We start from the raw sequence: 18,886 nt of genomic DNA, 5'->3' as shown, positions 1-18,886 counted from the left end.
GGGGGATAGAGTGAAGTTTGATGTAACGTATTTTTTAGAAAGTTTTCCGCAATTATTTAAGTATGTATACATAACTTTAGGAATTACTGTAGTTTCAATGATTATTTCTTTTGTTATAGGGATAGGTTTGGCGATCATAACGAAAAACAAAACGAAATTTCTATATTCTATTGCAAGAGTATATATATCTTTCTTTAGAGGAACACCTTTATTAGTTCAATTGTTCGTGTTGTATTTCGGATTGCCGCAAATATTCCCAACCTTTACAGTACTTACAGCGATGCAAGCGACTTTAATTGGTCTCAGTTTAAATAATGCAGCGTATTTGTCAGAAATTATTCGAGGTTCATTAAATGCTGTCGAATCGGGACAAATGGATGCTTGTTTATCAGTTGGGATGACAAAGGCGCAAGCTATGCGACAGATTATCTTTCCGCAAGCTATTCGGGTTGCAGTACCGTCACTTGGAAATAATTTTGTTGGATTGTTAAAAGAATCTTCGTTATCTTTTGCACTTGGGGTGGCTGAAATTTTAGCGCAAGCGAAAATGTTAGCGGCACAATCGTATCGTTATATGGAAAGTTACTTAGCGGTAGCGATTGTATATTGGATTATTACAATCGTAATTAGCTGGGGACAGAAAAAGTTAGAAAAGAAACTTGATGCACCGTATTTGTAACAAGGATGAGGTGATATGTGTGATTGAGATAAGTGATTTGTATAAATCTTATAAGAGTAATGAAGTACTAAAAGGAATCTCACTTACTGTAAATAAAGGAGAAGTGGTAGTCATTATTGGACCTTCTGGTTCAGGTAAATCGACACTATTAAGATGTTTAAATTTATTAGAACAACCAGAGGGTGGAAGTATTAGAATTGAAGATTTAGAGATTCATGTGAAGAAGCTTTATAAAAAGGAAATAATAAAATTACGCCAAAAAACAGCAATGGTTTTTCAAAACTATAATTTATTTAAAAATAAAACAGCATTGCAAAATATTACAACGCCATTAACAGTTGTACAGAAAAAAAGTGAAGAAGAAGCAAAAAGAATAGCAAGAGAAATATTAAAACAAGTAGGTTTAGCTGAAAAAGAAAATTTCTACCCAACGATGTTATCAGGTGGGCAACAACAAAGAATAGGTATTGCTAGGGCAATGGCTTTAAATCCCGCTGTATTATTGTTTGATGAACCGACTTCTGCACTTGATCCAGAATTAGTGAACGAGGTATTGCAAGTCATTAAGGATTTGGCAAGGCAGCATATAACGATGGTTATTGTCACACATGAAATGAATTTCGCAAAAGAAGTAGCGGACCGTATTATATTTATGGCTGAAGGCATTATTGTAGAGCAGGGAACGCCAGAAGAAATTTTTCGGAATCCACAAAATGAGCGTACGAAAAAGTTTTTACGACAATTGAATGCTTCAGAAGAAGGCAATCATTTCGTTATTTAGGAGGAAAAATTATGAGGAAATCATCATTATTACTAACATTGGCATTAACAGTATCGGTTGGGCTTTTATCTGCTTGTGGTTCAGATACAGCGAGCAAAAAAACAGATGAAAAAGTAGTGAAAGTTGGGACGTCTGCAGGTCGTAGTCCATTTATTTTTAAAGAGGGTGAGAAAGTAAAAGGCTTTGATGCTGAAATTATTGAAGCGGCTGCTAAAAAAGCTGGATATAAAGTTGAATGGAACGTTTCTGATTTTGAAGGATTATTCGGTTTATTAGACTCGGGTCGTATTGATACAATTGCAAATGAATTATCGGTTTCTCCGGAAAGAAAAAAGAAATATGACTTTTCAATTCCATATGTTTATTCAGGATCTGTTTTCGCGGTGAAGAAAGATAATAATACAATTAAATCGATAGAAGATCTAAAAGGAAAGACTGTAGGTGTGGGGCTTGGTACAGCCGGGGAACAAGAATTAAAAGCTTTAAATAAAAATAATGCTTTTACAATTAAAACGTTCTCAGAAGATCCAACAGCAGAATTGAATGAAGTGGGACTTGGTCGTGTAGATGCTTACTATAATGATAAAGTGCAAGTAGAAACAACAATTAAAAAGGCAGATTTAGATAATGTGAAAGTAGGATTTGGTCCACTTAAATGGGGAGAGATTGCATTTCCATTTGCTAAAAAGAGCGAAAAGTTAGAAGATATAAATAAAGCATTGAAAGAATTAGAACAAGATGGGACATTAAGCGAAATATCAAAAAAATGGCTGAAAGTTGATGCTACAAAAAAACAAAATTAAAGTATGTTCGTTGAATGTGGCTATTGTCCATCAACTTATATAAAAATAAAAGGAAATTGGGGAGGAAGTTACTCATGGTACAAATTCATCCAAAAACACGTATTGGTCATGTTGAATTTAAGGTGTTAGATTTAGAACGTCAAATTGCCTTTTATGAGAATGTTGTAGGCTTAGAAGTAATTAAGCAAGAGGGGAATAAAGCATATTTATCTGGAAAAGGTGGAAAGAATACATTACTTGTTCTTGAAAAGTTAGAGGACGGGGTACTGCAAGAGCCGCGTACGACTGGTATATATCATGTAGCCTTTTTAGTTCCGACTCGTGAGGCTTTTGCGTCGGCATTATTTGGTGTGATTCGTAATAAGAATGTAATTGATAGTCCAGCTGAGCAAGAGGGACGTTATACATATTCAAATGAAATTTTACCAATTTCAAGGTTTAATAGTGCGAGTGATCATACGTATAGCGAAGCGTTTTATTTACAAGACTTAGAGGGAAATGGTATTGAAATATATGCGGATCGTCCGCGCGATCAGTGGGGAGAAGGGCCAGGAGGAAGTACGCCGCTAGATTTAAAAGAACTAGCAACACTTGTTGATTATGAATTTGATGGATTACCTGCTAATACTGTTGTGGGGCACGTACATTTACGAATAGCTGATGTAGAGAAGTCACACGAGTTTTATGTAGAGACAGTAGGGTTTGAAGTGCAACAACGCGAAGATGACTGCTTATTCATTTCTGCAGGAGGATATCATCACCATATCGGTGCAAATACGTGGAACGGAGTAAATAATCCGCACCCACCGGCATATGCAACTGGATTAAAAGTGTATACGATAGTACTGCCGCATAAAGAAGCGTTAGATGAAGTGAAAGAAAGATTAATAGAAAAACAACATAGAATAAATGAGATTTTAAATGGATTTACTGTAGTAGACCCGAGTGGTATTACAGTACAGTTTGAAATAGAAACAGCATAAAAGAAGTCGGAAGGTGTATAATTACCTTCCGATTTCTTTTTGATACGTAATCCAGGTAGCACAAGGATTGAAAGGGAAAGATTTTAATATCTCCATTGCATATATACTTGTTGAATCGAATTCACCTTGAAAGAAAGAATAACCGTGTGTATTTGCATACATAGCTTGTTTGAAAATGAGAAGTTTCAGTAAGGATACATTTTCTGTATTGTGAGTCCCGCACCATCCTAGTTCTACTGTATTATCCTTTTCTGATGTATGGAGGAAAGAGTATGCCATAATTTGATGCTCTTCATCTATAATGAGAAAGCTCCCATTTAGTAGTACGTCATCAGCTAAAATCATCTCTTGCCAAGTTTGTAGTGGGAATGAGGCAACGGGATTTGCTAGGTGGGTTTGCTCATAATTTTCTTTTACTAAGTAGGCTAGTTTTTCTAATAAATTATTATTTGATACGATGTTCGATAAAGTTTGTATATGATAATTTGAATTAGGGACTATCTCGATAGAAACTATTTTTTGTAAGTCTAATATCGGCATATATGTTCTTCGGATTTCCGTAAAATTATGTTCTTCAAAAAATGCTTTTAAATGAGCTGATGTTTCCCATATAGAGGTTTGTAATGGGAGTTTAAAGTTTTCTCGCTTTTGAATCTCGTTTAATAAAAATTCTTCAATGTGTAGCTCTGCATAGAAAGGATTCGTATATATTCGAAAGTATGTGCAGTATGGATGGAAGTTACTGCCCCAGGTGAAAAAGATGCCTACTACATCTTTTTTATAGTAGGCAACATACGCACATTTTGTTTTATTATCTCGTAATAAGTGAAATACGTACGATTCTTCATTGTATAAATCAATAAGTTGTTTTACTTGTAGCTCATTACTTCTACTATACTTCTCTATAACAAGGTTATTTTCATTGGAGGACTTCTTCATAGCTCAATCCAAAATCTTCTTACTACATTCCCATCTTCCTCAATGAAATCATCATCACGAACCCCGCCGTTATGTAAAATTGTTTTTTCTGAAGCAGTATTTACTGCATCGCAAACGACAAGTGCTCTCGTGATGTTTAATTTCTTAGTTTTTTCTAGGGATAATTCTAATAACTTCGTAGCATAACCTTTTCTTCTTTCAGAAGGGCGAATACCATAACCGATATGACCGCCAGCGTTAAATAAATGTTCGGTTAAACTATGACGTATATTAACAGCTCCTACAATTCTATTATTATCTGTAACGAGCCAATACGTAGAGTCTGGTACCCAAGATTGGGGAATGTTTATTCCGTTATGCGCATCGTGTAGTTCTTGCACCATAGCTGGGAAGTTAGAAGGGTCCTTTGTAATAACCCACGGAATCATCGTTTCACCGCTATCTTTCCATTCGTTATAAAAATCTAAGTATTCGTCTTGTAAATCGGTAGTAGGTGTAAGCAAAGAGACGTTCATTGTGAGTAAGCTCCTTTATTTATGTAGTATGTATAAAAAAATCACGACATGAAATGAAAGCGTTTTCTTGATTTTCTCAACCTCATTTCATGTTATCCACCTTTGTTTTTTCAAGAAAATGAGTGTATGTTTAAAATTAGAAGTTATTTATTTTATGTTAATATTTTAAATATTAACATAAAACGGCCTAGGTATTAAGTGTATTTTAGTAAAATTCCTTCATATTGATAAATGGATGTGTGTGATAATTTTTATTTTATCTATCTATAATGAATGAAAGGGGGAAGGGCTCGTGAGTGTAAATATTGATTTCATTATACGAATCGGTGTTGCTGGTTTGTTAGGAGCAATAATCGGTATTGAAAGGGAAATTCGATCAAAAGAAGCGGGCTTAAAAACACATTTCCTAGTAGCGGTAGGAAGTGCTTTAATAATGGTCGTTTCGAAATATGCTTTTTCAGATATTATGAATGAAGATCATATGGCACTAGATCCGAGTCGTATTGCAGCGCAAGTTGTTAGTGGAGTAGGTTTTTTAGGTGCAGGTACAATTATTATTCAAAAGCAGGCGGTGAAAGGATTAACGACAGCAGCTGGTTTATGGGCTACAGCAGGAATTGGATTAGCAATTGGTGCTGGTATGTATGTAGTAGGAATTGGAGCGACGATTCTCGTTTTAATTGGTTTAGAGATTGTAAGTCGTATTTTTAAGGTGCAATTTTTATTTCCGCAAAATATAATGGTGCAAATGTGTATAAATAAACGTGAAGCAGTACAACAAATATTAGAAACACTTCATATGAAAGGCATTCCAATACTTTCATATGAAGTGGAAGCTTCACAGCAAGGGATAGAAATTGTTTATAAGGTAGGGATGCAACTGAAAAACATATCGTCAGAAGAAAAGAATGAGTTTATTCAGCATATGCAAACATTACCAGAAGTTACATTCATAAAGTTAAAATCATAGTTTTGAAAACGAGGATAGATGTAGTGGGAATTTCGCTATTATCTATCTTTTTTTGATATAAAACGCACATAAAGTCAAGTGTTAATTTTGCATGGTATGGATACATGTGTGAACGTTACCTTATTTTTTCTCAATACAGTATAAAAAGTAAAAATAGTAAAATAATGGTGCGGTACACTAAAAAATGTAAGGTAGGGGAGAGCATGAAAGGCTATTCAAAAAAAGTGTTAGTAGGGGTAAGTTTTGCTAGTTTCATGTTAGGGAGTTTTCAAGGGGACGCATTGGCAGAAGGTACAAAGGGAGAGCAAGTTTCATATCGGAATGTGCTCAAAATGGAGCCGATTGGTTTACAATTACCAGTGCAAGAATTAGCTCATTCATCAAAAGTGCTAGAAAATAAGTCTTTTGAGAAAAGGCTAAAATTTGCTGATTTGTCACAAAGACCGCCTGAAGTGAAAAAGGAAAGTAAGCAATTAGCTGTAGCGAAAACGTATACAATTGCTGAATTAAATCAATTGAGCAATCAGCAGTTAGTGGACTTACTTGTAACAATTGATTGGGAGCAAATTACTGGGCTATTTCAGTTTAATAAGGATAGTCTTGCATTCTATCAAAATGATAGTAGAATGCAGGCAATTATTGATAAATTGAACCAGCAAGGACAAGCTTATACGAAAGATGATTCAAAAGGGATTGAGACTTTAGTAGAGGTGTTACGATCTGGTTTTTATTTAGGATTTTATCATACAGAATTAAGTAAACTAAATGAGCGAAGCTATCATGATAAATGCTTACCTGCATTAAAAACGATTGCGAATAACTCGAATTTCAAGCTCGGTACGTTAGAACAAAATAGAGTTGTCTCATCATATGGAAAATTAATTGGAAATGCTTCAAGTGATGTGGAAACGATCACATCAGCTGCAAAGATTTTTAAACAATATAATGATAATTTTTCTACATTGGTAGATAATCTTTCAGCTGGAAATGCGATTTACGATATTATGCAAGGTGTTGATTACGATATTCAATCGTATTTGTACGATACGAGAAAAGCACCGGAAGATACAATATGGTATCAAAAAATTGATAGCTATATTAATGAATTAAGTCGTTTTGCCTTAATTGGAACGGTGACAGCGAAAAATGGTTGGTTAATTAATAATGGTATTTATTATACAGGTAGACTTGGTACGTTCCATAGTACAGAAACGAAAGGATTACAAGTTGTAACAGATGCCATGAAAATCTATCCGTATTTAGGTGAGCAATATTTCGTAGCTGCTGAGCAAATTGCGACGAATTATGGCGGGAAAGATGCGAATGGTAAAGTGGTTGATCTAGATCAAATAAGAGAAGATGGTAAGAAAAAATATTTACCGAAAACGTATACGTTCGATGATGGAGCAATTGTGTTAAAAGCTGGAGATAAGGTGACTGAGGAAAAAGTAAAACGTCTATATTGGGCGGCAAAAGAAGTGAAGGCACAATTCCATCGTACGGTTGAAAGTGACCAGCCGTTAGAAAAAGGCAATCCTGATGATGTATTAACGATGGTTATTTATAATAGCCCAGCTGAATATCAATTTAACCGTCAATTATACGGGTATGAAACGAATAACGGCGGTCTTTATATAGAAGGAACAGGTACGTTCTTTACTTATGAACGTACGCCAGAAGAAAGCATTTATAGTTTGGAAGAATTGTTCCGACATGAGTTCACGCATTATTTACAAGGTAGATATGAAGTGCCAGGACTTTGGGGACAAGGGAAGATGTATGAGAATGAGAGATTATCTTGGTTTGAAGAAGGAAATGCGGAGTTTTTTGCAGGTGCAACGAGAACAGATAATGTTGTACCGAGAAAGAGTATTATAGGAGGCATATCTTCAAATCCAGCAGAACGTTATACAGCAGAGAGAACGTTAAACGCAAAATATGGAACGTGGGATTTCTATAATTATTCCTTCGCTTTACAATCGTACATGTACAATAAGAGATATGATATGTTTGACAAAATTCATGATCTTATTAGGAAAAATGATGTAACAGCATATGATGCATACCGCTCTGCTTTAAGTAAAGATGCGAATTTAAATAAAGAGTATCAAGACTATATGCAAATGTTAGTAGATAACCGTGAGAAATATAATGTTCCATTAGTATCAGATGATTATTTAGCGACGCACGCACCGAAACCAGTTTCAGATATTGCAGCAGAAATTACAGCAGAAGCAAAATTAAGTAATGTATCAGTTAAGAAAAACAAATCACAGTTCTTTCATACATTTACACTACAAGGAACATATACAGGTACGACTGCAAAAGGAGAATATGAAGACTGGAAGACAATTACACAAAACGTAAATGATACGTTAAAACGTTTAAGTGCGAAAGAATGGACAGGCTATAAAACAGTAACAGCTTATTTCGTAAATTACCGTGTGAATGCAGCAGGACAATTTGAGTATGATGTTGTATTCCATGGGATTAATACAGAAGAAGGTGCTGTGAATAAAGCGCCAGTTGCGGTTATAAACGGCCCATATAGCGGAAATGTAAATGCAGCAATTTCGTTTAAAAGCGATGGATCGAAAGATGAAGATGGAAAAATTGTTGCTTATAAATGGGAGTTTGGTGATGGTACTGTAAGTAATGAACAAAATCCGACTCATGTATACACAAAAGAAGGAACATATACGGCAAAATTAACAGTAACAGATGACAAAGGATTAACGAATACTGCTACAACGAATGTAACGGTTCAAAAGAAAGAAGATAATAGTGTAGAAAAAGAGCCGAATAACTCATTCCAGACAGCAAATAAACTGCAATTCAATCAAGTTTTACGTGCTAGTTTAGGAAACGGTGATACGAGTGATTACTTTGAAATAAATGTGGAAACGGCGAAAAACCTGCAAATTAATGTAACGAAGGAAAATAATATTGGAGTAAACTGGGTTCTTTATTCGGAAGCAGATTTAAATAATTATGTTACGTATGCCCAGCAAGAAGGAAATAAGTTAGTAGGAAGTTACTACACGTATCCAGGGAAATATTATTTACATGTGTATCAGTATGGCGGGGGAACAGGGAATTATACGGTAGAAGTGAAATAGTAAAAAGGTCGCCGTGAGTGGCGACCTTTTTGTTGCGTGTTATACAAAAAAATTTACAAAAGCTTGATCGGCACTACCAAGAGAAAATAACGTAGCTACCATATGTGCAGTCCATTTAGGCATATTTAATTTCAATACGGTATTGTACAAGATTCTATATAAGGGGGCCTGCCGACGAAACGCGGAAATTATACGCTAAGCATAAGTTTACCAATAAAATAAAAAACAAAGTCTGTAAATTTATGTAAAATAATGATATGATTTAATTGAATATAAAGAAAAAGGAAACCGATACAGCTTGTGCGTATGCAGTGCATTTTGGTCTAGGTCGCAGTCTTTTAACGTGCTCGAACTACAGGAGGAGTAAGCATATTCCCGATGGATCCATTTCTGCACTTCCATTATTTTGGGAAACCCCTGGTATCCAAGACTACATTTTACCCTTACATTATTTTTTTGATGTAGCTCTTGAAGATAAAAACTATTTAATTTTCAAGGAACAGTTATTAACTTAAAACTTATTATACTAGGAGGGTGTATCATGAAAAAAATATGCTTTGTATTAATTGTCGACGCTGGTATAAATTATGGTTCAATATTTTCTCTACCATTTTTAAGGAATCACGATGATTTGAAGGAATATTTTTCTGAGTATTATGATGTTTCGATTAATTATATTAGGGATAAAAACTCAGTTGACTATTTGGTAGTTCCCAAACCGTGTCCACCTTTTGATAATGAAAATAATCTTCCAATAATTGAAGTACCAGCAAACTTATTTATGGAAAAGGATTTTGAAAAAATAAAGACTTATATAGACAATTATTTTTCTAATAACTCATAAAGAAAATAAAAGTATAAAAAGAAGTCCGATAAAAAACGAGTGGTGAAGATTCAATGAATAAGGCACAAGCAACATTAGTAAATTACCAGCACCAACTAGATTTAGCTTCTTATTGGGGAGATGGTACCACTTCGTCTTCAGATGGGATGGGCATGCAAATTGGGGTTTCATCTTTACATGCAGACGCAAATCCACATCACGGAACAGGTAAAGGTGCTACCATTAAAGTCCGATTGGTGAAGGCTAATAATCAGTGGGAGATGAAGAAAACCCCCACTAATTAAAGTTTCACTTTATCGCTTTATGAGTGATCAATTCTCTAGCTTTCATACAAAAGTGATTAATCCGAATGCTAGGGATGCCGTTCATGTCATTGATGGTTTACTACATCACGAAACAGATTTACATATTGAAGAGCATTCTATTGGATTATTACGCCTCTTAGAACATAAATAAAACCCTTGATTTTCTGCTTAGCGTAGATAAATCAAGGGTTTTTCTTTCAAAATCTTTTTACGCGTTATAGCCGAATAATTTTAAATCTTCCCCTGAGTTCGAAATGATCTCTTCGAACTTCAATCCTACTTTTTCTAAAAGCTTTCCTGACTGGATGTTATCAGTAGTAGTAATGGCTACAATTCATTTCAGACCTAGTTTTTGTACTCCGTATTCGATTACAGCAGAAGCTGACTCGTAGCCATATCCTTTCGAACGGAATTTCTCTAAAAAGGCAAAGCCGATATCAACATCTTCTAATGAATCTCTTTTAATAAGGCCACACATACCGAGCGGAGTGAGATCTTCTTTTCGTTCTACTAAGTAAAGGCCGAAGCCCATTTTATTATACATATCAACGGGGCCGTTTAAGATGTATTTTTTTGCATCTTCTAAGTTTTTAATCCTTTTATCACCGATATACTGAATCCATGCAGGATCGTTTACTAACTCGAGAATAAATGGAGCATCTTTTAGATGAAACCAGCGAAGAACGAGTCGTTCCGTTTCAAGAACTATCACAATCTACTGCACCACCTTTAACATTTATAATCATTAGTATGGATTGTGTAATACAAAATCGCAACATATTTTACAAGATCCCGGATTGTTCACATAAAGTTCGTTTGTTTTGCATAAAGGGATATTTTATAATTAGAATTGATTGTAAAGAGTGAGATGCTTATACAATGACTCCTAGGTGACTAGGAGTTTTTACTATATAACTATCATTATTACTAAATATGACACACTACACATTCTACTCAAGGAGGTATATAATGAAGAAATTATATAATGCATCGTTTACGTATTTGATTATCGGTTTATTATCAGGGATTTTCGCTAGGGAGTATGGAAAGTATAAAGGGATTGTAGGATCTACTTTGTTAAACCTTTTACATACACATACACATGTACTCGGCTTTTTCTTCTTTTTAATTGCTTTAGGATTAGCAAAAGTATTCGCGTTTCATGAAGCGAAAAGTTTTAATAAGTGGTTTGTTGTACATAATATCGCATTAATATTAATGTTAGGTTCATTGGCAGCAAGAGGGCTTCTTCAGTTAAATGGAGCGGACTTTAAAGGGTTAACTTATATTGTTGGGTTTTCTCATTCGCTGATGGCATTTACTTTAATTTGGTTTATGTTGTTAATAAAGAAGTCATTTAAAATATAGTTTTATAGAAAAGAACTTGCAGTAATTGTTGCAAGTTCTTTTTTTATTCGAAAGTAAGAAATGAATTTCGTATATGTAAAACTTGAATTATTTAATTTTTCGGATTATTATGTATAAAATAGTTAACATATTTTGTAATTCAAATTTATAGAAAGTAGGAGAGTGTAAGATGGAAATAACGGTAGAGCGTTTAGTAAATGAATTAAAGGGTGTACTTCCCGAAGATCGAGTAGTAATTAATACAACAGTAAGAGAGTTACATAGTAAAGATGAATCTTATCATGCTAGTAGTTTACCTGATGTAGTAGTTTTTCCGAAAACGACCGAAGAGGTTAGCACGATAATGAAAATAGCGAGTGAGCACGGGACACCCGTCGTTCCGTTTGGGGTAGGTTCTAGTTTAGAAGGACATGTAATTCCTTATGAAAAAGGAATTACGGTTGATTTTTCATTAATGAACAAAATTCTTGAAATAAGAGAGAAAGATTTTCTGGTGAAAGTCCAGCCAGGAGTGACTCGTTCTCAGCTCAATAAAGAATTGAAGAAATACGGATTGTTTTTTAGTGTGGATCCAGGAGCAGATGCAACGTTAGGGGGAATGGTTGCTACAAATGCAAGCGGAACGACAGCGGTTAAGTATGGAGTAATGCGTGATCAAGTTCGTGATTTAGAAGTCGTTCTTGCTGATGGGGAAGTAATACATACTGGGAATTTAGCTGCGAAGTCGTCATCAGGTTACCATTTAAATGGTGTTTTCGTAGGATCAGAAGGTACGCTTGGATGCTTTACAGAGTTAACATTAAAAGTATACGGCATACCGGAGCATGTTATGGCCGCGAGAGCATCGTTTCCAACTATAAATGATGCAGTAGAAGCTGTTATTAACATATTGCAAGCGGGTATTCCGATTGCGAGAATTGAACTCGTTGATGAACTATCTATGAAACAAGTCAATCATTATAGTGAAACAAGTTACAGAGAAGAACCGACATTGTTTTTAGAGTTTCACGGTAATGAAGCAGGGTTAAAGCAAGATGTTGAATTTACGAAGGAAATTGTTTTTGATCATAAATGTAAAGAAGTTGCTTTTGAAACGGAAACTGCAGCGAGAAATAAATTATGGGATGCACGGCATAACCTAGCATACGCTTACGTTCATAGCTATCCTGGTAAAAAGCTTATGAGTACAGACGTATGTGTACCTATTTCAGAATTAGCTGGAGCTATCCAACAAGCGAAAGAGACATTAGAAAAGAATGGTCTTGTTGGTGGTATTCTTGGTCATGTAGGAGACGGGAATTTCCACGTGCTCTTAATGGTTGATCCAAACGATAAAGAAGAAGTGGAAAAAGCAGATGAAATAAATGAAAGTATCGTTCTATATGCTCTTAAACGAGGAGGAACATGTACAGGGGAACATGGCGTTGGTATTGGAAAACGGAAGTATCAGGAAGAAGAACATGGGGCGGCATTACTCGTAATGGAAAAAATAAAGAAAGCTCTTGATCCGCAAAATATTTTGAATCCGAATAAAGTTTTTCAGTTAAAGGATAGGAGCTGATCGGGTGAAAGTACTAGAAGCGATAAGTAATATAGCTGGAAAATATTTTGCATTTTGGGTTATTTGTATTGCAATTATTGCGTATTTTATTCCTGCTCCATTTCTGGGGGTAACTAGTTACATAACGATTTTACTTGGGGTTGTTATGTTTGGGATGGGATTAACGTTAAAGGCTGTTGATTTTAAAATTATTGCTACAAAACCATTGCCAGTTATTATCGGTGTATGTGCTCAGTTTATTATTATGCCACTTGTCGCATACGTACTAGCCTACGTTATGAATCTGCCAGCAGAATTAGCAGCTGGATTAGTATTACTCGGTTCAGTACCGGGTGGCACCGCATCAAATGTTATGGTTTATTTAGCAAAAGGGAACTTAGCGTTGTCTATTGCAATGACATCATTATCAACGTTACTAGCACCAATTGCTACACCTCTTATTTTACTATTGCTTGCAGGACAATGGATGCCGGTTAATCCTATGTCTATGTTTCTTTCTATCGTACAAGTTATTATCATACCTATTATTTTAGGATTAGTAGTGAAGAAGTTTTTCCCGAAAACTGTTACGAAAGGAATGACTGTTATTCCTTTCATATCAGTTTTAGCAATTATCATTATTGTTTCAGCGGTAGTTTCAGCAAATGTAAGTAGTATTACTTCTTCAGGCCTTCTTATCTTTATTGCCGTTATGCTCCATAATGCTTTCGGTTTTTTACTCGGATATATAACAGCATTCATACTTAGACTAGACGAAGGGACAAGAAGAGCTATTTCAATAGAAGTAGGAATGCAAAATTCAGGTTTAGGTGTTGCGCTAGCAACAGCACATTTTGGACCAGCTGCCGCCCTCCCAAGTGTGTTAGCAGCAGTATGGCATAACATTGCAGGACCGATTTTAGCAACCATCTGGTCAAAAAATGCAAAGGATACTTTCAGTGATGAAACTTTATCGGTAAATATAGAAAAATAGGAATGATAAAGAATGCAAAAACGTATTGTACATTTTGAAGGGCTAGTTGTTTTCATAGCTGTGATTTATGCGTATTCATTATATGAATTTAGTTGGATAATATTTTTTCTGTTCCTTTTAGCTCCGGATTTATCAATGTTAGCGTATGGTATAAATAATCATGTTGGGGCTAACATTTATAATTTATTTCACACATATATCATATCGATATTAATTGTTATCATTGGTGTTTATTTTAAGATAGATACCGTTATTATGATAGGCCTAATATGGACAGCACATATTGGAATGGATCGAATGTTTGGATATGGGTTGAAATATGAGACGGATTTTAAGGATACTCATATTCAGAGGTTATAGTTGCTTTTGAGGAGAGGGATACTTTGAAACAGAGAATTACTATCAAAGAGTATAACATCAAATGGGAAAGTGAATTTAATAAGTTACAAACTCTCATTAACGATGTAATGGAAGACAGTATTTTATCCATTGAACATGTTGGGAGTACATCTATTAAAGGGCTTGCAGCAAAACCAATATTAGATATTGATATCGTAATAGAAGATTATGGTTTTTTTCCTGAAGTAGTAACAAAGCTTGAAGCGATAGGATACTATCATCAGGCAGAATGGAGCTACAAAGGGAGAGAGGCGTTTGGCAGAAAGGACGCTTTCGTTCCGTGGGACGGAGAAAGTACAGATTGGATGGAACATCATTTGTATGTGTGTGATAAAGAAAGTGAAGAGCTAAGAAGACATATAGCGTTTCGGGATTATCTTCGTGAACATGAAGATGTTGCTGTTGAATATGGACATTTAAAGGAAGAGTTAGCAAGAGAGACAAAAAGTAGAACGAGCTATAGTGAAGGTAAGACAGCATTTATTACAAATATATTAGAAAAGATAAACTAAGGCGGCATGGAATACATGCTGCCTATTCTTTTGAAATAGAACGCTGCCATTATAAAACAAATACAAACTGGCCCTGTTGAATGCCACAAGACTTAAATATAATGAGAAATAAAAGACCGGAAAAGAGGGAGTTTATGTATATACCAAAATATTTCGCAATACAAGATGAAGAAATGAAGTACGAAATAATGGAACAAAATAGCTTTGCAACGTTATTTTCTCAACATAATGGGGAACCATATGCAACGCATTTACCATTGTTATTAAATAGGGAGACCCTTACTTTACATGGTCACTTCGCACGGCCGAATGAACAGTGGAAAGATATTGGGAATCAGCAAGTACTAGCTATATTTCAAGGACCACATAGTTACATCTCTCCGTCATGGTATGAAACAAACAATGCAGTACCAACATGGAATTACGTTGCAGTGCATGTATATGGTGAATTAAAATTTGTTGAAGATGAACAGGAATTAATAGATTCTCTTCAAGAGTTAGTACATAAGTATGAAGATCCAGAGAGCGCCTACTCACTTAATGATGTAGACCCGAATTATATGGGAGGATTAAGTAAGGGAATAGTTGGGTTCAAAGTAAAGATAAATAAAATAGAAGGAAAAGCGAAGTTAAGTCAAAATCATTCTGTGGAAAGAAGAAACTTAGTTGTGGAGAAGCTTGAGAAGGTTGGTAGTGAGGGGAGTAAGGGGATTGCGGAATTGATGAAAGAAACAAAATGAGTTTGGTAAAATAAAGGTGATTTACTAATTTTGTAGAAATATATTTTACTTGCAAGAAAAATGCCTCCGTAGCTCTAGAAGGGAAGAGCGCCGGAAAACATGTCGCACCGGGTCGCAAGGCGAAGGTTTCAGAAGCACCGAAAAGCAAATAAGCTGAGACAGGTGGAATTCCGTAGGGCAGCGTGTTCCCCTTAGCCTATGCTAACGAAAGGAGTGCGGGTTCGAATCCCGTCGGAGGCATATGGAAACCTCTGTATGAAGAAACATTTGATTACATTAACTCTAAATAAGCGCATTTAAAAAAGACCCTCTTAAATGAAGGTCTTTCGTTTTTTAAAGTGTTTTTTCAGCTGTTGTTGAGTTATAGTCTTTACCTACGTCAACGGATTGAACAAGGTCAGGCCTTTGTGGTGCAGGGAAATCTGCATGACTTGCTTGATATGTAAACGAACTATTTACCCCAATAGACACAATTCCGATAACAGATAATCCTAATAAGATGGAACCAATTTTTCTTATCATTTTAATGCTCCTTTCTCAAACGTTTTTTCTTTTGCTTGTAACGCCTTATGAAAATACTCGCTTGCTTTTATATGATTATTTTCATCGTAAAGTTTAACGGCTAACTTTTCTGAATATTCCTGAGTGTAGTTATATAAAGATTCTTTGTCGAAATACGCAATTCCTTCAAGAATAATTTTTTCTAAGTCTTCAGTTGACTCGTTATTGTTAAGGGACTCTAAAATTTTAAAGTGAAGCATATATTCTTCATTGTTAAGTTCTGTACAAATTTTTAATCCTTTTTTTATAAGTTCTGAAGCGATATTTATTTCACCGAGTTTAGAATGTTCCCTAGCTTGTAAAAAAATTGCTTTGAAATGGGTAGGCATTTTTGTCGTTACTTCAGATAGATGGCGAATAGCCAGTGTTGATAGGTTTTGATTGGCATATAGCCAGCCTAAATTATTACGAACTCTTAAAAGTAAAGATTCTTCATTTTGTTTTTGTAAAATATTGATTGCGGAGTTATAGTGTTCTTCAGCTTGCTCGTATTGTCTTAATTGTACACATGATGCACCTATAACGCTTTCACATGAAGCGACATTTTTTTCATAATCTCTATACATGAAAAATATTTCTCGAGCTTTATTAGCATATTGAATTGCATCAATCGGTTTATAAAAATGTTGATTAAAGATAGCGAATCGGTAATTATATTCAGCTTCCTCTAGTTTATCTGAAACATTAACTAATAGCTTTTCAGCATTTTCATAATGTTCACTTGCTAAATTATAATTTGTTGTTAAAGTAGCATGAATCGCTTTAAATAAATGATAGTAGTAAGAAAGTTGTTGATTAGGTGAAATCGCGTAAGAATCTATTTTATTGAAACTGTCTTTTGTGATGCTTAAACCATCAGTTAAAACTTTGAAACGAAAATCTAGTAGAGAATAGTATAATGCTAAGTTTTCATCTTCTTCAAAGTTTAGTTCTTTTTCCTCAATTTCATGCTTTAAGTTTGTTGCCTGGGACACATCTTGTTTTAGCATGGCTAAATACCAGTCATTAAATAATTTTGTAATTTGTTCATTACCTTGTAGTTGAACGTTCATGAAATCCCCTCGCTTTTTGAATATTCTTATAAAATATAGTATCAAAAATAGCAATATTTAGAAATATGATTTTTATTTCTCAATATTTGTTTAACAAAATTTTCAGTAAGCCGATTGGAATAGTGTTAATTTTGTTTTGGAGTAAAGAAAGGGAATCGGGGAGGGGCATTTTAAAGTTCTAGTTGAGAGGTGGGAATATAAAAAAGGTGTGTTCACACAATTTGTATGAACACACCTTTTTACAGATTAAACCATCAAGTCCCACAAAAAGTACGATAAGGACGATTCGTAGGCGCAGGTGGAACGCAGTATTCTTCTTGATCTGTAGTATACGCATAAGGATTTGCTAGAGCCTCAAGAAGCTTCTCCATTACGCTATAATCTCCACTTGTAACAGCGGCTTCTAGTGCTTCTTCTACGCGATGGTTTCTTGGGATGATTGATGGGTTATTATTTTTCATCATTTCGTAGGCATTTTCTTTCGATTCATCTTGTTTTTCTAATCGAGATTGCCACAGTTTGTACCATTCTTTAAATTCAGGGCTATCGAATAGAGGGGTATTTTCTAACGTATTAAGAGTTAATGAACGGAATGTATTTGTGTAATCCGCTTTAAATTTCTCCATCATTTTTAAAAGTTGCTCAATAAGTGATTGATCTTGTTCTTCGTTGCTAAATAGTCCTAATTTCTTTTTCATTCCAAGGAACCACTGGTTTTCATACTGTACGCTAAATTTTGAAATTTCGTCTTGAGCAATCTTTAATGCTTCTTCTTCATCTTCGTGTAGGATTGGTATTAAAGATTCAGCTAGTCGCGCGAGATCCCATGCGGCCATATATGGTTGATTTCCATATGCGTAGCGACCTTGTGTATCAATGGAGCTAAATACAGTTCCTTGGTCGTAATTGTCCATAAATGCACAAGGGCCGTAATCAATCGTTTCACCGCTAATCGTTATATTGTCAGTGTTCATTACGCCGTGAATAAATCCAACAAGTTGCCATTTTGCGATAAGACTTGCTTGTCTTTTAATGACTTCTTGTAGCAATGCAGTATATCGGTTTTCATGATCTTCAATTTCTGGATAATGCCTTTTTATTGTATAGTCAGCTAGTGATTGAAGATCCTCGATAGAACCGCGAGCTGCAGCATATTGAAATGTGCCAACGCGTATATGGCTGCTTGCTACTCTAGTTAAAATAGCTCCAGGTAACTTTGTTTCACGATAGGTTGGTTCGCCTGTTGTGACAACTGCTAAACTGCGGGTAGTTGGAATATCAAGTGCATACATAGCTTCGCTAATAATATATTCACGTAGCATTGGACCGAGTGCAGCACGACCATCACCGCGGCGTGAATACGGAGTAGGGCCAGAACCTTTCAGTTGAATGTCAAAACGTTTACCTGCAGGAGTCATTTGTTCACCAATTAAAAGAGCACGACCGTCGCCTAACATATTAAAATGTCCGAATTGATGACCGGCATATGCTTGCGCTAATGGATGAGCTCCTTCTGGGAGTGCATTACCGGCGAAAATAGCGATTTCGGCTTCTTTCTTCAATTCTTCAGGATTAAAGCCAAGAGATATCGCAAGTGAATGGTTTAGCTTAACTAACTCCGGTGAACTTACGGGAGTAGGGGGGATTTCTGTATAAAATGATTGTGGTAAAGTCGTATAACTATGGTCTAAATTCCAACCAGCTTCATTATTTTTAGTCATTTTATCTCCTCCTTGTTTATTTTTTTATTATGTATTTGTACGTATGTATTCTTTGTAAAAT

General features: G+C 35.2%; 18 protein-coding genes and 2 pseudogenes. 14 read left to right on the top strand and 6 right to left on the bottom strand.

What is annotated here, in order from left to right; all coding sequences use genetic code 11:
- The first annotated feature begins 10 nt into the window (after nucleotides 1–10).
- From EGX95_RS15960 to EGX95_RS15945, 4 genes are all read left to right on the top strand, one after another.
- Nucleotides 11–679: an amino acid ABC transporter permease gene (locus tag EGX95_RS15960; protein ID WP_000667175.1), complete on the top strand. Its 669-nt coding sequence runs from the start codon at nucleotides 11–13 to the stop codon at nucleotides 677–679.
- Between the two features lie 19 nt (nucleotides 680–698).
- Nucleotides 699–1,460 (top strand): amino acid ABC transporter ATP-binding protein, encoded by a 762-nt coding sequence (locus tag EGX95_RS15955; protein ID WP_000570173.1) that lies wholly within the window; start codon nucleotides 699–701, stop codon nucleotides 1,458–1,460.
- 11 nt (nucleotides 1,461–1,471) lie between these two features.
- Nucleotides 1,472–2,263, top strand: a complete 792-nt coding sequence (locus EGX95_RS15950) for an amino acid ABC transporter substrate-binding protein (protein ID WP_001232341.1) — start codon at nucleotides 1,472–1,474, stop codon at nucleotides 2,261–2,263.
- 74 nt (nucleotides 2,264–2,337) lie between these two features.
- The gene (locus EGX95_RS15945) at nucleotides 2,338–3,246 is read left to right on the top strand and encodes a VOC family protein (RefSeq protein ID WP_000249887.1); all 909 of its coding nucleotides are present in this window, start codon (nucleotides 2,338–2,340) and stop codon (nucleotides 3,244–3,246) included.
- 21 nt (nucleotides 3,247–3,267) lie between these two features.
- Here the strand turns inward: EGX95_RS15945 and EGX95_RS15940 are convergent, their stop codons facing one another.
- Both EGX95_RS15940 and EGX95_RS15935 read right to left on the bottom strand, forming a co-directional pair.
- Complete coding sequence (locus EGX95_RS15940; RefSeq protein WP_000749784.1) at nucleotides 3,268–4,185, bottom strand: hypothetical protein; 918 nt, start codon at nucleotides 4,183–4,185, stop codon at nucleotides 3,268–3,270.
- Nucleotides 4,182–4,700 carry a GNAT family N-acetyltransferase gene (locus EGX95_RS15935; RefSeq protein ID WP_001103104.1) on the bottom strand — a complete coding sequence of 173 codons (519 nt, stop codon included), beginning with the start codon at nucleotides 4,698–4,700 and terminating at the stop codon, nucleotides 4,182–4,184. The genes EGX95_RS15940 and EGX95_RS15935 overlap by 4 nt, the downstream gene beginning before the upstream one ends.
- A 292-nt stretch (nucleotides 4,701–4,992) precedes the next feature.
- Here EGX95_RS15935 and EGX95_RS15930 point away from each other — a divergent pair, with 292 nt between their 5' ends.
- The 4 genes and pseudogenes from EGX95_RS15930 to EGX95_RS15910 form a co-directional block, all read left to right on the top strand.
- Nucleotides 4,993–5,670 carry an MgtC/SapB family protein gene (locus tag EGX95_RS15930; protein ID WP_000115697.1) on the top strand — a complete coding sequence of 226 codons (678 nt, stop codon included), beginning with the start codon at nucleotides 4,993–4,995 and terminating at the stop codon, nucleotides 5,668–5,670.
- Between the two features lie 203 nt (nucleotides 5,671–5,873).
- Nucleotides 5,874–8,789, top strand: a complete 2,916-nt coding sequence (gene colA / locus EGX95_RS15925; protein ID WP_000679534.1) for a collagenase ColA — start codon at nucleotides 5,874–5,876, stop codon at nucleotides 8,787–8,789.
- A gap of 541 nt (nucleotides 8,790–9,330) precedes the next feature.
- A complete protein-coding gene (locus EGX95_RS15915; RefSeq protein WP_000717602.1) occupies nucleotides 9,331–9,633 on the top strand; it encodes a hypothetical protein in 303 nt (100 codons plus the stop codon).
- Nucleotides 9,634–9,677: 44 nt separating this feature from the next.
- Nucleotides 9,678–10,053, top strand: a pseudogene (locus EGX95_RS15910) (Tn3 family transposase); the annotation flags it as partial.
- 93 nt (nucleotides 10,054–10,146) lie between these two features.
- On the opposite strand, the pseudogene EGX95_RS15905 reads toward EGX95_RS15910, so the two are convergent.
- Nucleotides 10,147–10,650: pseudogene (locus EGX95_RS15905) on the bottom strand (GNAT family N-acetyltransferase).
- A 257-nt stretch (nucleotides 10,651–10,907) separates the two neighbouring features.
- Between EGX95_RS15905 and EGX95_RS15900 the strand changes: the two are divergent.
- The 6 genes from EGX95_RS15900 (at nucleotide 10,908) to EGX95_RS15875 (ending at nucleotide 15,491) form a co-directional block, all read left to right on the top strand.
- The gene (locus EGX95_RS15900) at nucleotides 10,908–11,306 is read left to right on the top strand and encodes a DUF2871 domain-containing protein (RefSeq protein WP_000737897.1); all 399 of its coding nucleotides are present in this window, start codon (nucleotides 10,908–10,910) and stop codon (nucleotides 11,304–11,306) included.
- Between the two features lie 169 nt (nucleotides 11,307–11,475).
- Entirely contained in the window at nucleotides 11,476–12,867 is a 1,392-nt protein-coding gene (locus tag EGX95_RS15895; RefSeq protein WP_000406950.1) for an FAD-binding oxidoreductase, read from the top strand.
- Between the two features lie 4 nt (nucleotides 12,868–12,871).
- Entirely contained in the window at nucleotides 12,872–13,840 is a 969-nt protein-coding gene (locus EGX95_RS15890; RefSeq protein ID WP_000865833.1) for a bile acid:sodium symporter family protein, read from the top strand.
- Between the two features lie 12 nt (nucleotides 13,841–13,852).
- Nucleotides 13,853–14,200, top strand: coding sequence for a DUF4260 domain-containing protein (locus EGX95_RS15885; protein ID WP_001172039.1), 348 nt, complete (start codon nucleotides 13,853–13,855; stop codon nucleotides 14,198–14,200).
- Between the two features lie 23 nt (nucleotides 14,201–14,223).
- On the top strand, nucleotides 14,224–14,751 hold the full coding sequence (locus EGX95_RS15880; protein WP_000813624.1) for a GrpB family protein: 528 nt from the start codon (nucleotides 14,224–14,226) through the stop codon (nucleotides 14,749–14,751).
- Nucleotides 14,752–14,885: 134 nt separating this feature from the next.
- Nucleotides 14,886–15,491 carry an FMN-binding negative transcriptional regulator gene (locus EGX95_RS15875; RefSeq protein ID WP_000275791.1) on the top strand — a complete coding sequence of 202 codons (606 nt, stop codon included), beginning with the start codon at nucleotides 14,886–14,888 and terminating at the stop codon, nucleotides 15,489–15,491.
- 333 nt (nucleotides 15,492–15,824) lie between these two features.
- Here the strand turns inward: EGX95_RS15875 and EGX95_RS15870 are convergent, their stop codons facing one another.
- The 3 genes from EGX95_RS15870 to EGX95_RS15860 all read right to left on the bottom strand — a co-directional run bounded on the left by EGX95_RS15870 (nucleotide 15,825) and on the right by EGX95_RS15860 (nucleotide 18,825).
- Entirely contained in the window at nucleotides 15,825–16,013 is a 189-nt protein-coding gene (locus EGX95_RS15870; protein ID WP_000619635.1) for a Phr family secreted Rap phosphatase inhibitor, read from the bottom strand.
- Complete coding sequence (locus tag EGX95_RS15865) at nucleotides 16,010–17,104, bottom strand: response regulator aspartate phosphatase (protein ID WP_001102718.1); 1,095 nt, start codon at nucleotides 17,102–17,104, stop codon at nucleotides 16,010–16,012. The genes EGX95_RS15870 and EGX95_RS15865 overlap by 4 nt, the downstream gene beginning before the upstream one ends.
- Before the next feature lie 254 nt (nucleotides 17,105–17,358).
- A complete protein-coding gene (locus EGX95_RS15860; RefSeq protein ID WP_000164881.1) occupies nucleotides 17,359–18,825 on the bottom strand; it encodes a protein adenylyltransferase SelO in 1,467 nt (488 codons plus the stop codon).
- Nucleotides 18,826–18,886: the final 61 nt, after the last annotated feature.

Source organism: Bacillus sp. FDAARGOS_527 (assembly GCF_003812125.1).
In the GTDB taxonomy this organism is placed as follows: Bacteria; Bacillota; Bacilli; order Bacillales; family Bacillaceae_G; genus Bacillus_A; species Bacillus_A paranthracis.
Note: the sequence above shows the minus strand (reverse complement) of the source record. Positions and strands in the feature narration are given on the sequence as shown.